This is a genomic window from Comamonas sp. NyZ500, assembly GCF_016772095.1.
Classification (GTDB): Bacteria; Pseudomonadota; Gammaproteobacteria; order Burkholderiales; family Burkholderiaceae_C; genus Comamonas; species Comamonas thiooxydans.
Genome location: NZ_JAEIJE010000010.1, coordinates 58,581 through 72,278, shown reverse-complemented (window position 1 = coordinate 72,278; position 13,698 = coordinate 58,581). Strand labels below are relative to the sequence as shown.

Annotated in this window: 12 protein-coding genes and 2 tRNA genes; 10 read left to right on the top strand and 4 right to left on the bottom strand. The window is 64.4% G+C overall.

Features of this window, described 5'->3' with window-relative positions; translation table 11 throughout:
- Nucleotides 1–31: 31 nt before the first annotated feature.
- The 5 genes from JAO85_RS15830 (at nucleotide 32) to JAO85_RS15810 (ending at nucleotide 5,813) form a co-directional block, all read left to right on the top strand.
- A complete protein-coding gene (locus tag JAO85_RS15830; protein WP_237734880.1) occupies nucleotides 32–1,516 on the top strand; it encodes an MFS transporter in 1,485 nt (494 codons plus the stop codon).
- Entirely contained in the window at nucleotides 1,506–1,910 is a 405-nt protein-coding gene (locus JAO85_RS15825) for a group II truncated hemoglobin (protein WP_003065899.1), read from the top strand. Before JAO85_RS15830 ends, JAO85_RS15825 begins: the two co-directional genes overlap by 11 nt.
- A gap of 94 nt (nucleotides 1,911–2,004) precedes the next feature.
- Nucleotides 2,005–4,095: a bifunctional 2',3'-cyclic-nucleotide 2'-phosphodiesterase/3'-nucleotidase gene (locus tag JAO85_RS15820; RefSeq protein ID WP_202788493.1), complete on the top strand. Its 2,091-nt coding sequence runs from the start codon at nucleotides 2,005–2,007 to the stop codon at nucleotides 4,093–4,095.
- A 97-nt stretch (nucleotides 4,096–4,192) separates the two neighbouring features.
- Nucleotides 4,193–4,780, top strand: coding sequence for a LemA family protein (locus JAO85_RS15815; RefSeq protein ID WP_202788492.1), 588 nt, complete (start codon nucleotides 4,193–4,195; stop codon nucleotides 4,778–4,780).
- 4 nt (nucleotides 4,781–4,784) lie between these two features.
- The gene (locus tag JAO85_RS15810; RefSeq protein WP_202788491.1) at nucleotides 4,785–5,813 is read left to right on the top strand and encodes a M48 family metalloprotease; all 1,029 of its coding nucleotides are present in this window, start codon (nucleotides 4,785–4,787) and stop codon (nucleotides 5,811–5,813) included.
- A 66-nt stretch (nucleotides 5,814–5,879) separates the two neighbouring features.
- Here the strand turns inward: JAO85_RS15810 and JAO85_RS15805 are convergent, their stop codons facing one another.
- Both JAO85_RS15805 and radC read right to left on the bottom strand, forming a co-directional pair.
- Nucleotides 5,880–6,536, bottom strand: a complete 657-nt coding sequence (locus tag JAO85_RS15805) for a Smr/MutS family protein (RefSeq protein WP_202788490.1) — start codon at nucleotides 6,534–6,536, stop codon at nucleotides 5,880–5,882.
- Nucleotides 6,533–7,225, bottom strand: coding sequence for a DNA repair protein RadC (gene radC / locus JAO85_RS15800; protein ID WP_039049747.1), 693 nt, complete (start codon nucleotides 7,223–7,225; stop codon nucleotides 6,533–6,535). The genes JAO85_RS15805 and radC overlap by 4 nt, the downstream gene beginning before the upstream one ends.
- 113 nt (nucleotides 7,226–7,338) lie before the next feature.
- Between radC and JAO85_RS15795 the strand changes: the two genes are divergently transcribed.
- The 5 genes from JAO85_RS15795 to JAO85_RS15775 all read left to right on the top strand — a co-directional run bounded on the left by JAO85_RS15795 (nucleotide 7,339) and on the right by JAO85_RS15775 (nucleotide 10,499).
- A complete protein-coding gene (locus tag JAO85_RS15795) occupies nucleotides 7,339–7,809 on the top strand; it encodes a peptidylprolyl isomerase (protein WP_003052041.1) in 471 nt (156 codons plus the stop codon).
- Nucleotide 7,810: 1 nt separating this feature from the next.
- A complete protein-coding gene (gene ispH, locus JAO85_RS15790; RefSeq protein ID WP_003065908.1) occupies nucleotides 7,811–8,800 on the top strand; it encodes a 4-hydroxy-3-methylbut-2-enyl diphosphate reductase in 990 nt (329 codons plus the stop codon).
- A gap of 182 nt (nucleotides 8,801–8,982) precedes the next feature.
- Entirely contained in the window at nucleotides 8,983–10,299 is a 1,317-nt protein-coding gene (serS, locus tag JAO85_RS15785) for a serine--tRNA ligase (protein ID WP_003065910.1), read from the top strand.
- 31 nt (nucleotides 10,300–10,330) lie between these two features.
- Nucleotides 10,331–10,420 (top strand) — tRNA-Ser (locus tag JAO85_RS15780).
- Between the two features lie 2 nt (nucleotides 10,421–10,422).
- Nucleotides 10,423–10,499, top strand: a tRNA-Arg gene (locus JAO85_RS15775).
- A 123-nt stretch (nucleotides 10,500–10,622) separates the two neighbouring features.
- Here JAO85_RS15775 and JAO85_RS15770 read toward each other — a convergent pair.
- Nucleotides 10,623–11,588, bottom strand: coding sequence for a bifunctional enoyl-CoA hydratase/phosphate acetyltransferase (locus JAO85_RS15770; RefSeq protein WP_012839594.1), 966 nt, complete (start codon nucleotides 11,586–11,588; stop codon nucleotides 10,623–10,625).
- Nucleotides 11,589–11,830: 242 nt separating this feature from the next.
- On the bottom strand, nucleotides 11,831–13,642 hold the full coding sequence (xsc, locus tag JAO85_RS15765; RefSeq protein ID WP_003062707.1) for a sulfoacetaldehyde acetyltransferase: 1,812 nt from the start codon (nucleotides 13,640–13,642) through the stop codon (nucleotides 11,831–11,833).
- Nucleotides 13,643–13,698 lie beyond the last annotated feature (56 nt).

Here is a 13,698-nt window from a genome sequence, read left to right as displayed (position 1 = left end):
GCTGCTGTCGGTCTGCCTGGCCGCGCTGGCCATGCCGCTGAGCTTTACCGGGCCGGCCGTGGCGCTGCCGGCGCTGCGTGAGGCTCTGGGCGGTGGCCCTCTGGCGCTGAACTGGGTCACCAATGCCTTTATGCTGAGTTTCGGCTCCACTCTGATGGCTGCAGGAGCACTGGCCGACATCTACGGGCGGCGGCGTGTGTTTCTTGCGGGGCTGGCAGCCGTGGTTGGCAGCGTGCTGCTGCAGGTCTGCCTGCAGGGCAAGGGGGCCATCATCGGCTTCGATCTGCTGCGGGCGCTGCAGGGACTGGGGGCGGCTGCTGCACTGGCGGCAGGCACGGCAGGCCTGGCCCAGGCCTACGATGGTGCCAGGCGTACCCGGGCTTTCAGTTTCGTGGGTACCTCCTTTGGTGTTGGGCTGGCCTTCGGGCCATTGCTGTCGGGCTGGTTGCTGCAAAGCTGGGGCTGGCGCAGCGTGGTGCTCAGCGCAGCCGCCGCGGCATTCGCTGCGCTGCTGCTGGGTCTGCACCATATGCCGGAGTCGCGCAATCCGCAGGCACAGCGGCTGGACCTGCCGGGCGCGCTGTCGTTCACGCTGGCGCTGGCCCTGCTGACCTGGGGCATGCTGCAAGTCCCGGAAACGGGCTGGTCGCATGGCCGCACATGGCGGCCGCTGGCGGCCGCCCTGCTGGCGGCAGCGGCCTTTGTACAGATCGAGCGACGCAGCCCCCATCCCATGCTGGATCTGTCGCTGTTCCGCTATCCGCGCTTTGTCGGTGTGCAACTGCTGGCCGCTGCGCCCGCGTATGGATTTGTCGTGCTGCTGGTGCTGCTGCCTCTGCGTTTTATCGGAGTGGAAGGTCTGGCACCGCTCGCGGCCGGGCAGCGCATGTTCGTGCTGTCGCTGCCCATGCTGTTCGTACCGCTGCTGGCGGGCTGGCTCTCGCGCTGGCTGTCGGCGGCCCTGTTGTGCGGCGCGGGGCTGCTGGTCTGCGCCGCGGGGCTGCTGTGGCTGGGGCGCTGTGCGCCAGACTCGGACCTGACGCAGATGGCCGCGCCGCTGCTGCTGATCGGTCTGGGCATAGGACTGCCCTGGGGACTGATGGACGGGCTGGCCGTGACGGTGGTGCCGCGCGAGCGTGCCGGCATGGCCACGGGCATCTTCAGCACCGTGCGTGTGGCAGGCGAAGGCATTGCCCTGGCCGTGGTCGGGGCGGCGCTGGCAGCGCTGCTGGCGCGGGAGCTGGCGGTCATCTGGCCGTCCATGCCGCATGGCTCGGCCGTGGCCCAGATGCTGGTCACCGGAAATATGCAGGGAGCGCTGGCGCTGATGCAAGACGCATCAGCCGCAGAGCTGCTCAAGGCCTATGGCCTGGCTTTTGCCAGCTTGCTCGATGTGCTGGCCTGCGTGACGGTACTGACGGCCATTGGGGTTTTCGCATTCCTGCGCTTGGGTACGGACATGCAGCATGTCCGACAATCGGGACTGACTCGCAAAGCCGCTACACATGCAGATTGAAGAAAAGCCCCCGTTTGACACCCCCTACGAATGGATAGGCGGGGAAGAGAAAGTCCAGCAACTGGTGACCCGCTTCTATGACCTCATGGATCTGGAGCCCGGCTACAAGGAGCTGCGCGCCGCCCATGGCAGCACGCTGGCCGACGCGCGCCAGAAGCTGTTCTGGTTTCTCTGCGGCTGGCTGGGCGGCCCCGACTATTATCAGGATCGTTTCGGCCATCCGCGTCTGCGCATGCGCCATATGCCGTTTTCCATCGGCATCCAGGAGCGCGACCAGTGGGTGGCGTGCATGGATCAGGCCATGGGCGAGACCGAGGTGCCCGAGGCCTTGCGCACGCGTCTCAAGGCCAGCTTCATGAACACGGCGGACTGGATGCGCAATCGCGGCGCCTGAGTTCCTGAGCCCAGTTTCAAAGCGTCAAATTTCCTTCACGATGCTGTAAGAAGCCCTGCCGACACTGCCTGTTTTTCAACAAGCAGGGTCAACCATGCAGGATTTCGATTTGCCTGGCGCAAAGCTGCGCTCGGGCGGTTTCTTCTCGGCATTGCAACAACGCCGCCATGTGCTGACGGCCGTGGGCTGTGCCGCATTGCTGGCTGCCTGCGGCGGCAGCGACGACAGCAGCACAACGCCTGTCAGCGCGCAGCCTGCCACGGCGACGCTGGCCGTTCTGGAGACCACGGACCTGCACTTCAATGTGCGCAGCTATGACTATTTCAAGCTGGCCGAGGACAAGACCTATGGCTTCGAGCGCACGGCCACGCTGATCCGTGCGGCTCGCAAGGAATTTGCCAACACGCTGCTGGTGGACAACGGCGACACCATTCAGGGCACGGCCCTGGCCGACTACGAGGCCGAGGTCAAGCCCATCCCCTGCACGCAGCAGCTGTCCATGTACAAGGCCATGGGCGCGTTGAGCTTTGACGCGGGCACGCTGGGCAATCACGAATTCAACTACGGCCTGCCCTTTCTCAACCAGGTGCTGGGCGGCGGTCTGGATGTGGATGGCGTGGATGCCAGCCAGAAATGCGCGGGCAACGGCTATCCAGCCGTACTGGCCAATGTCTACAGCAGCAAGACCAGGAAGCCACTGGTTCAGCCCTATGCCGTGCTGGAGCGCACCATGGTGGCCAAGGGCAGTGACGGCAAGGAAGTCAAGCTGCCCATCAAGATCGGCGTGATCGGCTTCACCACGCCGGGCATCATGAACTGGGACAAGCGCTATCTCGAAGGCAAGGTCTACACCGAAGGTGCGGTGGAGGCTGCCGGCAAATACGTGCCAGAGTTGCGCGCCAAGGGGGCCGATGTGGTGGTGGCGCTGCTGCATGGTGGTCTGGACGGCTCGGCCTATTCGGCCACCATGGAGAACCCCGGCCTGTATCTGTCCAAGGTGGCGGGCATCGACGCCATGGTCATGGGCCATCAGCACAGCGTGTTCCCCGACTTTTCGGCCAAGCCTGCCTACAGCCAGAACGGTGTGGACAACCAGGCTGGCACCATCAACGGCGTGCCTGCGGTCATGGCCAGCTCCTGGGGCAAGGCTCTGGGCGTGATCCAGCTGCCGCTGCAATGGGACGGCAAGAAGTGGAGCGTGGCCAAGACCGGCAGCAAGAGCGAGCTGCGCAACATCCAGAACAAGGATGCCGCGGGTGCCACGGTGTTTGTGGATGCCGACCCGGCCGTCGCGCCGCTGATCGAGGCACAGCATCAGGCGGCCATCAGCTATGTGAAGACGCCCATAGGCAGCACGGACTTCCGCATGAGCACGCTGTTTGCCGATGTGGGCGACCCCGGTGCCATCCAGATCGTCAACCAGGCCCAGCAGGCCTATGTGGCCAGCTACATCAAGGCCAATCTGCCGCAGTACGCCAGCCTGCCCGTGCTCTCGGTGAGCGCGCCGTTCAAATCCGGCTTCCAGGGCGGCAAGGACTTCACCGATGTGGCTGCCGGCTCGCTCGCCATCTACAACGCGGCCGACCTGTATCTCTACCCCAACACCGTATACGCGGTGAAGGTCAACGGCGCCGACATCAAGAGCTGGCTGGAAGCTGCAGCCAAGCGCTTCAACCAGATCGATGTGAACAAGACGGCAGAGCAGCCCTTGATCAGCAGCTTCCCGGGCTACAACTTCGATATGTTCACTACCGCCGATGTGCAGTATGAGATCGATGTGACCCAGCCGCTGGGCAGCCGCATCAAGAACCTCAGCTATCTGGGCAAGCCCATCGATACGGCGCAGGAGTTTGTGATCGCCACCAACAACTACCGGGCCACCAGCGGTGCCAGCTTCATCCCCAAGCTCGACGGCTCGTCGGCCATCTGGGCATCGCCCGATGCGAACCGTGATGTGGTGATCGAGTATGTGCGCAAGAATCCGCAGATCACCAGAGCGGCCAATGGCGCAGCCAAGAGCTGGCGCTTTGCCAAGGTGACGACGGCCGGCCCGGTGGTGTTCAGCTCCGGCACCAATGCCTTGAGCGTGGCCCAGGCGGCAGGCCTGACGGGAGTGTCTGTGCTGGCAGCCGATGACGGCTCGGGCAAGGGCATGAGCAAATACCAGCTCGATCTGTCCAAGTAGGCGGCGTTGCCGCAATGACTGCCGCCGTGGCTCCAAAGGCCACGGCGGCTTTTTTCTGGGACTGGCTATGATGCGAGAAAATTTTCAGGGAGAGGGTATGACGGCATATATCGCGCTGGCAGTGGTTGTGGTGATCGTGATCTGGGCAGTTGCCCTCTACAACCGCTTGCGCACGCACAAGAACCAGGTGGAGAACGCGTTTTCGCAGATCGACGTGCAGCTCAAGCGCCGTCATGACCTGATTCCCAATCTTGTGGAGGTTGCACGCGGCTATATGCAGCACGAAGCCCAGACGCTGGAGGCTGTGATTCGCGCACGAGGCGAGGCCGTCAGCGCTGCCGACAAGGCCCGTCAGTCGCCGGGCAAGGCGCAGGCCATGGGGGCTCTGATGGCTGCGGAGCAGGTGCTGGGCGGTCAGGTAGGCCGTCTGATGGCGCTGGCCGAGGCCTATCCCACGCTCAAGGCCGATGCCCGCATGCAGCAGCTCAGCGAAGAGATCACCAGCACCGAGAACCGCATCGGTTTTGCGCGTCAGTCCTATAACGACGAGGTGCTGGAATTCAACAACCAGGCCGGACAGTTCCCGGATCTGATCGTGGCGCGGCTGGTGGGTTTTGTGCATATGGACATGCTGGCTTCGACCCAGAGCGAGCAGGAGCGCGCCGTTCCTCAGGTCAGGTTCTGAGCGCATGCGTTTCTGGGAGCGACAGCGCCAGGCCAGGCGCAGCACGCGCTGGTTGCTGCTGGTGTTCGGCCTGTGCGTGCTGGCCGTGGTGGCATCGGTGCACCTGGGCCTGATGCTGGCCTGGTGGCTGGGCACTCTGGCATTCGGCGGCTGGGACTATCCCACGGGCTTTGCGGCTGTGAATATCGGCGTGACCTTGCTGCTGGTGCTGGGCGGCTGCTGGATAGAGCTGGATCAGCTGCGTCACGGTGGGCGCAAGCTGGCTCAGCGCGTGGGTGCGCGCGAGGCCAGGCCCGGCAGCTCGCTGGCCGAGCAGCAACTGTGCAATATCGTCGATGAAATGTGCATTGCGGCGCACTGGCCTGTGCCCCAGGTCGCGGTGCTGGCGCGGACCGAGGCCATCAATGCCTTTGCGGCGGGCTGGGATGCGGAAGATGCCGTCATCGCCGTGACCCAGGGTGCGCTGGACCAGCTCAGCCGCGAGGAAATGCAGGGCCTGGTGGCGCACGAGCTGTCCCATCTGCGCGAGGGCGACACGCGGCTGAACATGCAGCTGGCCGGCATGGTCTACGGCCTGGAGCTGATCCACAACTTCGGCCAGAACCTGCGCGAGCGCGACAGCATTCTTACGCAATGGTTCGGCCTCTTCATACAGGCTGCGGGCTTTGTCGGCTGGCTCGGCGGCCAGTTGCTCAAGGCCGCCGTATCGCGCCAGCGCGAATACCTGGCCGATGCCCGCGCCGTGCAGTGGACGCGCAGCAAGGACGGACTGGGCGGCGTGCTGCGCAAGGTGCTCACGCAGCGCGAACTGGCCGAGCAGCAGTACGGCAGCTGGCAGCAGGATGCGCGCAGCCACCAGGGGCTGGACAAGCGCATCGTGCAGCATATGCTGCTGGCCGAAACACCCCATGCCAGCCGCCTCGAAGACTGGCTGGAATCCCATCCCACGGTGCCCGAGCGCATACGCCGCATCTACGGCCGCGATATGCGACCGCTGCCCTTGCCGCTCAATACCGTGCCGCAGGGGAGATAAGCTATTTCAGGCCTGAAACCCAATGCACATAGGTGCAGGTGGCTATCAGATTGAATCCTAAAACAGTTAGAACAGCTTGCGCTTGCCCGGCTGCAGCAGCACCACCAGCGCGCCCGCGCCACCTTCGGCCGGGCGGGCCTGGACAAAGGCCAGAACCTCTTTTTTCTGAACCAGCCAGCGCTGCACCTTGCCCTTGAGCACGGGGGTGCGGCCCGGCGATCCCAGGCCCTTGCCGTGGACGATGCGCACGCAGCGCACGCCCGTGCGGTGCGACAGCCGGATGAACTGGCCCAGCGCCTCGCGGGCTTCGTCCGAGCGCAGGCCGTGCAGGTCCAGCTGGCGCTGAATGCTCCAGTGGCCGCCACGCAGCTTGCGGGTCACGTCGAGACCGATGCCGGGGCGGCGAAAGCTCAGCTGATCGTCCACGTCCAGCAGGGTGCTGACGTCGAACTCGTCGCTCATGGCTTCGCGCAGCACATTCTGTTCGTCCAGCACCATCTGCAGCGGCAGCGGGGAGGGTGCCGGCTCCAGAAAGCTGACTTCGTTGCGCGAGCGCAGTGGCGTGACCTTGCCGACGCTGAGCGCAAACAGATTGCGTTCACGCTCGCGCGCTGCACGAGCCTCGGCCTGGGCGAGGGCCAGGGTTTCGGCCTGTTCGCGCATCTGCTTGAGATGGCGGGAGATGCCGGCCAGATCCTGCAGCGAGCGGTGTGCGTGGCTCATAGCAGACCCTCCTCGGCCATGGAGCAGGCAGCGCCCGGCCCGACGATGATGTGGTCGAGCACGAGAACATCGATCAATGCCAGGGCGGCCTTCAGTGTGTTGGTCAGAGACCTGTCGGCACTGCTGGGCTGCACGCTGCCGCTGGGGTGGTTGTGCGCGAGGATCACCGCGCCGGCCTGATGGTGCAGGGCGCGCAGCACGACTTCACGAGGGTAGACGGAGGTTTGCGTCAAGGTACCGCGAAACATTTCTTCAAGAGCCAGCAAGCGGTTCTGACTGTCCAAAAACAGCACGGCAAACACCTCGTGCGGCCTGGCCGCCAGATGCAGCTGCAGATAGTGCTTGACGGCTTCGGGGGAGGAGAGCACTTCCCGCTCGCGCAGTTGCTGCGCCGTGGCACGGCGGGCCAGCTCCAGCACGGCCATCAGCTCGGCGCGCTTGGCCGGGCCCAGGCCTTTGACGGCTGTCAAAGCCTGGTAGTCGGCGGCCAGCAGCCCGGCCAGACCGCCTGTTCCCTGGTGATCACCGGGTAGCTCCAGCAGCTCCTGCGCCATCTGCAGCACCGTCTTGCCGGCCATGCCGGTGCGCAGAATGACGGCCAGCAGCTCGGCATCCGAGAGCGCAGCCGCGCCCCGCTGCGCGAGCTTTTCGCGCGGCTGGGCATCCAGGGGCAGGTCTTTGATGGGCATGGGCGTCAGTGCTCGCTTGCACAAGGGGGGAGGGGCGGGCCGTCCAACTCAACGCAGCCGCGAAGAGGTTATAGGCTCGCTCTTACAATGCAGCCCAGTTTATCGGGACTTTCATGACCACAAGCGCAACCCCTTCGGATCTGCCCGTCGTGCAGGCAGGCTCTTTTCTCACGCTGCATTACCGCCTGGCGGGCCCTGCGGGCGATGTGATCAATACCTTCAACGAAAAGCCCGCGACGCTGTCGCTGGGTGCGGGCGAGCTGTCGCCAGCCATGGAAGACAAGCTGATCGGCCTGGCCGAGGGCACGCACACGACTTTCGAGCTGCCTGCAGGCGAGGCTTTTGGCGAGCGCAACCCCGACATGATGCAATGGGTGGCCCGCAAGCTCATGAACGAGCTCGGCGACCCGCATGAGCAATACACCGCTGGCGATGTGGTGCAGTTCCCCACGCCCGACGGCAGCGGCAGCTACGCCGGCGCCGTGGTGCAGGTGCGCGAGGACGGCGCCGTGCTGTTCGACTTCAACCACCCGCTGGCCGGCCAGCCCGTGACGTTTGAAGTGAAGCTGATCGGGGTACTTTGAGGTGGTAGGAGCCAAGGAAGTCCTGCTGGCCGAGCCGCGCGGCTTTTGCGCCGGGGTGGATCGCGCCATCGAGATCGTGGAGCGGGCGCTGGCCAAGTTCGGCGCGCCCATCTACGTGCGCCACGAGATCGTGCACAACACCTTTGTGGTCAACGATCTCAAGGCCAAGGGCGCCATCTTCATCGAGGAGCTGGACGAGGTGCCGCCCGGCGCCACGCTGATCTTCTCGGCCCACGGCGTCTCCAAGGCCGTGCAGCAGGAGGCCGAGCGCCGCGGCTTTGCCATCTTCGATGCGACCTGCCCGCTGGTCACCAAGGTGCATGTGGAAGTCGCCAAGCTGGCCAAGGAAGGCTACGAATTCCTCATGATCGGCCACAAGGGCCATCCGGAGGTCGAAGGCACCATGGGCCAGCTCTCCGAAGGCATTCACCTGGTCGAGGACGAGGGCGATGTGGCCAAGGTGGCGCCGCGCCAGACCGAAAAGCTGGCCGTGGTGACGCAGACCACTCTGTCGGTCGATGATGCCGCAGGCATCAAGGCCGCCATCAAGGCACGCTTTCCGCTGGTGCGCGAGCCCAAGCAGCAGGACATCTGCTATGCCACGCAGAACCGCCAGGACGCCGTGAAGGTGCTGGCACCCCAGGTGGATCTGGTCATCGTCGTCGGCAGCCCGACCAGCTCCAACAGCAATCGTCTGCGCGAGCTGGCCGATCGTCTGGGCACGCCCGCCTATATGGTGGACAACGCGCTCGAGCTCAAGCAGGAGTGGTTTGCCGATGCGGCCCGCGTGGGCCTGACCGCCGGTGCCTCGGCGCCCGAAGTGCTGGTCGACGAGGTCATCGCCCGCATCCGGCAACTGGGGGCCGTCGCCGTGCGCAAGATGGACGGCATCGAGGAAACCATCAAGTTCCCGCTGCCCAAGGGTCTGAAGATCGACGCGGCCACGGGCCTGGAGATCGAAGTGCGCAAGGCGCCCGAGACCGGACATTGAGTCATGGCAAGCTGACTGCTTGCAACTTCATAGCGCCTTGCGCATGGTATTCAAAGATTTCAGAGGGTTTTTATCTGAAAATCTATGAATAGCATGCGCAAGGCGCTTTGCTTTTGATAGCTGACTGCTGCCATCCCCCGTGTATCGGCCGGGTGCGGCCAGTCGCTCTAAAATCCCCCTCTATGCTCGACATTCAACTTCTCCGCAAAGACCTGGATTCAGTCGTCGCCCGACTGCAAACCCGCAAGAACCCCCAAGCCTTCCTCAACGTGGAAGCCTTCAAGGCGCTGGAATCCGAACGCAAGTCCATCCAGACGCGCACGGAGGAGCTGCAGTCCAAGCGCAACCAGCTGTCCAAGCAGATCGGCATGCTGATGGGCAAGGGCGAAAAGGACGCCGCCGAAGCCGCCAAGGCCGAAGTGGCCGCCATGAAGACCGAGCTGGAACAATCGGCCACGCGCCTGGACCAGATCCAGACCGAGCTGCAGGCCATGCTGGCGGCTGTGCCCAATCTGCCTCATGAGTCCGTGCCCGTGGGCGCCGACGAAGAAGGCAATGTGGAAGTGCGCCGCTTCGGCACGCCGAGGAATTTCGACTTCGAGATCAAGGATCACGTCGATCTGGGCGCGCCCATCGGCCTGGACTTCGAAGCCGGCGTCAAGCTCTCCGGTGCCCGCTTTACCGTGATGCAGGGCCAGATCGCGCGCCTGCACCGTGCGCTGGCCCAGTTCATGCTGGACCTGCAGACCGAGCAGCATGGCTACACCGAATGCTATGTGCCTTACATCGTCAACAGCGATTCGCTCAAGGGCACGGGCCAACTGCCCAAGTTCGAAGGCGATCTGTTTGCGGCCCAGAAGGGCGGCCAGGATGCCGAACCCCTGCCCGACACCGCGGCTCTGTACCTGATTCCCACGGCCGAGGTGCCGCTGACGAATCTGGTGCGCGACGAAGTGCTGGCCGAAGACCGCCTGCCCATCAAGCTGACCGCACACAGCCCCTGCTTCCGTTCCGAAGCTGGCTCCGGCGGTCGCGACACGCGCGGTCTGATCCGCCAGCACCAGTTCGACAAGGTCGAGATGGTGCAGATCGTGCATCCCGAAAAGAGCTATGAAGCGCTGGAAGAGATGACCGGTCACGCCGAAGCCGTGCTGCAGAAGCTGGGTCTGCCCTACCGTGTGATGAGCCTGTGCACGGGCGACATGGGCTTTGGCTCCGCCAAGACCTATGACCTCGAAGTCTGGGTGCCGGCACAGGGCACCTACCGCGAAATCAGCTCGGTCTCCAACTGCGAAGCCTTCCAGGCGCGCCGCATGCAGGCCCGTTTCAAGAATGCCCAGGGCAAGAACGAACTGGTGCACACGCTCAACGGTTCCGGCCTGGCCGTGGGCCGTACGCTGGTCGCCGTGCTGGAGAACTATCAGAACGCCGACGGCTCGATCACCGTGCCCGAAGCACTGGTTTCGTACATGGGTGGCAAAACTTTGCTGAAGGCCTGATTTTTTAGGCTACAATAGATGCTTCGACACAGGAGAGGTGGCAGAGTGGTCGAATGTACCTGACTCGAAATCAGGCGTACGTGCAAACGTACCGTGGGTTCGAATCCCACCCTCTCCGCCAATGCGGCTGTAGCTCAGCTGGATAGAGTACTTGGCTACGAACCAAGGGGTCGTGGGTTCGATTCCTGCCAGCCGCACCAAACGTTAAGCCTCAGAGTAGAAATACTCTGAGGCTTTTTCGTTTCTGGCGTCTGCTCGATATAGGCGATTGAAGAAAGGCCCGGCGAGCGCAGTGTCCGGCCGGGCCTTGATCAGGTCTTGCTCTATGCCTGCATTCCTGCGCTGGCCAGCACGGCCAGCGCGCAGGAAGCGATGCGGCTGGCCACGGAGTCTGAGCGGCTGGTCAGCACGATGGGCACGCGCATGCCCAGAACCAGGCCCGCGCATTCGGCGTCGGCCATATAGACCAGCTGCTTGTAGATCATGTTGCCGGCTTCCAGATTGGGGGCCAGCAAGATATCGGGGCGACCGGCGACATCGGAGACTATGCCCTTGTTGTGTGCCGAATGCAGGGAGATGGCGTTGTCGTAGGCCAGCGGACCATCAAAGATGCCGCCCGTAATCTGGCCGCGGTCGGCCATCTTGCACAGGGCTGCCGCATCGATGGTGCCGGGAATGGCCGGGTTGACGGTCTCCACCGCCGACAGCAGGGCCACGCGCGGCTGGACTATGCCGATGGCATGGGCCAGATCGACCGCGTTCTGGGCGATGTCGCGCTTTTCCATCAGGCTGGGGAAGATGTTGACCACGCAGTCGGTCATCAACAGAGGGCGGTCGTAGCCCGGGATGTCCATGATGAAGACGTGGCTTGCCCGGCGGCTGCCGCGCAGACCGGCTTCGCGCGCCACGGCCGCGCCCAGCAGATCGTCGCTGTGCAGGCTGCCCTTCATCAGGGACCGGGCCTGGCCATCGCGGCACAGGGCTGCGGCCTGGGCCGCGGCGATGCGGGGGTCGTCCGCCGTGGAGTGGATCTCGGCGGCAGACAGATCGAGACCCGCAGAGCGGGCTGCGGCTTCGATGCGCTGCTGTGGACCTACCAGCAGTGGCCTGATTAGGCCTGCCTCCGCCGCTTGCAGGGCCGCCTGCACAGAGCCGCTATCGCAGGGGTAGGCCACGGCCACGGCGACCGGACCTTTGGCGCGGGCGAGCTCCTGCAGATGTTGCAGATGAGGGCGAGGCGTGGCGGGCGCATCGTCGGTGGCCACGGCAAGAGAGAGTGGGGGAGTCATGAATGCTCCTGCGGGAAGGAAGTACAGGGCCCGGCGCGAGCAACGCAGGGGGGGCTGGGAGTCGGTTTTCGAGGGCCTTGCGCTTTACCCAGGCGCATGAACCCGGCGCGGCCCGACCAAGGGACACCGAGGAAGGGCCGCCCCGCACCGAGGGTGTCGTCCCCCTCCCCCGCGCAGCGGGTAGAGAGGCGCCGTGCAACGAGGGGGAAGGCGCGCAGCGCCTCAGGGGGTGTCAGACGGCGTCAGACAAAGTCCTTGTACTTGTCCAGCATGCGCACGGGCTTGGACAAGGCGTCGCGGCGGAAGGGATCGCCGAGCTCGCGGGTGCACATGATCTCGATCACGCAGGTCTTGCCTTCCTTCATCTGCATGTCGATGGCTTTTTGCAGTGCCGGGCCCACGTCCTCGATGTGATCCACCACGATGCCTTCGGCGCCCATGGCCTTGGCGATGTCGGAGAAGCTTTCGCTCTCCAGCTCGCCGGCCACGAAGCGGCGGTTGTAGAAGTCCACCTGGTTCTTCTTTTCCGCACCCCACTGGCGGTTGTGGAACACCACGGCGGTCACGGGAATGTCGTGGCGCACGGCGGTCATGATTTCCATCATGCTCATGCCCCAGGCGCCGTCACCCGCGTAGGCAATGGCCGGGCGATCGGGTGCTGCGCACTTGGCGCCGATGATGGTGGGCAGGGCATAGCCGCAGTTGCCGAAGCTCATGGGAGCGAAGAAGCTGCGCGGTTCGTCGAAGCGCAGATAGCTGTTGGCCACCGAGTTGATATTGCCGATGTCGGTGGACACCATGACGCGCGCCGGCATGGCTTTTTCGAGTTCGCGCAGCACCTGGCGGGGATGCAGATAGCTGCCGCCGGTCGGCGTGCGTTCGCCCTTGGCCTCTTCGATCATGTCCAGGCTGTAGGGGTCGCGTTCGTGGGTCCAGCCGTCGAGCTCCTTCTCCCAGGCGGCTTTTTCCGTGGCGATGGTGTCGGCGCGCGCTGCCTTGGTGGCATCGCAGCCCAGTGTCACATCGGCCAGGCGCCTGCTCAGTTCGGCCGCCACGGCCTTGGCATCGCCGTTGATACCCACGGCGATCTTCTTGACCAGGCCCAGATTGGTGTGATCGGCCTCGATCTGGATGATCTTGGCGGTCTTGGGCCAGTAGTCCATGCCATGCTGGGGCAGGGTGCCGAAGGGACCCATGCGCGAGCCCAGCGCAATCACCACGTCGGCCTGGGCGATCAGCTTCATGGCGGCCTTGGAGCCCTGGTAGCCCAGAGGGCCGGCCCACAGCGGGTGCTTGGCAGGGAAGGCGTCGTTGCGCAGATAGCCTGTGGCCACGGGTGCGCCCAGGCGCTCGGCCAGTTGCTTCGCTTCCTCCACGGCATCGCCCATGACCACGCCACCGCCGGCCAGGATCACCGGGAACTTGGCAGTCTTGAGCAGCTCCACGGCGGCCTGCAGGCTGGCTTCGCCGCCATGGCCGCGGTCCACGCGCATGGGCTTGGGGATCTCGCACTCGATCTCGCCGTAGAAGTAGTCACGCGGAATATTGAGCTGGGTCGGGCCCATCTCGGACATGGCGCGGTCGAAGACGCGGCCCGTGAACTCGGCCATGCGCTTGGGGTTGCAGACATGGCCCTGGTATTTGGTGAACTCCTGGAACATGGGCAGCTGATTGGCTTCCTGGAAGCCGCCCAGGCCCATGCCCATGGTGCCGGTCTCGGGAGTCACGATCACCACCGGGCTGTGCGCCCAGTAGGCTGCTGCAATCCCGGTCACGCAGTTGCTGATGCCGGGGCCGTTCTGGCCGATCACCACGCCGTGGCGACCCGAGACGCGGGCATAGCCGTCGGCCATATGGGCCGCACCTTGCTCATGCACCACCGGGATCAGGCGAATGCCTGCGGGGGCGAAGATGTCCATGGCATCCATGAAGGCGGAACCCATGATGCCGAACATCTCGCTGACGCCATTGGCGACGCAGGTTTCCACGAATGCTTCCGAAGGGGTCATCTTGTGAACGCCTTCAACCACTTTACGATTGTCCGTTGCAGCCATCTCTGTCTCCTTGAAAATTTGAAACCTATGGTTCCGAAAAAAGAAATAACGATGTC

Excerpts from the sequence above, each read along its gene's own strand:
- JAO85_RS15805 (WP_202788490.1), bottom strand. The coding sequence starts at position 6,536 with ATGAGCCACGCACACCGCTCGCTGCAGGATCTGGCCGGCATCTCCCGC.
- radC (WP_039049747.1), bottom strand. The coding sequence starts at position 7,225 with ATGCCCATCAAAGACCTGCCCCTGGATGCCCAGCCGCGCGAAAAGCTC.
- xsc (WP_003062707.1), bottom strand. The coding sequence starts at position 13,642 with ATGGCTGCAACGGACAATCGTAAAGTGGTTGAAGGCGTTCACAAGATG.
- serS (WP_003065910.1), top strand. The coding sequence starts at position 8,983 with ATGCTCGACATTCAACTTCTCCGCAAAGACCTGGATTCAGTCGTCGCC.
- JAO85_RS15810 (WP_202788491.1), top strand. The coding sequence starts at position 4,785 with ATGCGTTTCTGGGAGCGACAGCGCCAGGCCAGGCGCAGCACGCGCTGG.
- JAO85_RS15830 (WP_237734880.1), top strand. The coding sequence starts at position 32 with ATGCCGCTGAGCTTTACCGGGCCGGCCGTGGCGCTGCCGGCGCTGCGT.
- JAO85_RS15815 (WP_202788492.1), top strand. The coding sequence starts at position 4,193 with ATGACGGCATATATCGCGCTGGCAGTGGTTGTGGTGATCGTGATCTGG.
- JAO85_RS15795 (WP_003052041.1), top strand. The coding sequence starts at position 7,339 with ATGACCACAAGCGCAACCCCTTCGGATCTGCCCGTCGTGCAGGCAGGC.
- JAO85_RS15820 (WP_202788493.1), top strand. The coding sequence starts at position 2,005 with ATGCAGGATTTCGATTTGCCTGGCGCAAAGCTGCGCTCGGGCGGTTTC.
- JAO85_RS15770 (WP_012839594.1), bottom strand. The coding sequence starts at position 11,588 with ATGACTCCCCCACTCTCTCTTGCCGTGGCCACCGACGATGCGCCCGCC.
- JAO85_RS15825 (WP_003065899.1), top strand. The coding sequence starts at position 1,506 with ATGCAGATTGAAGAAAAGCCCCCGTTTGACACCCCCTACGAATGGATA.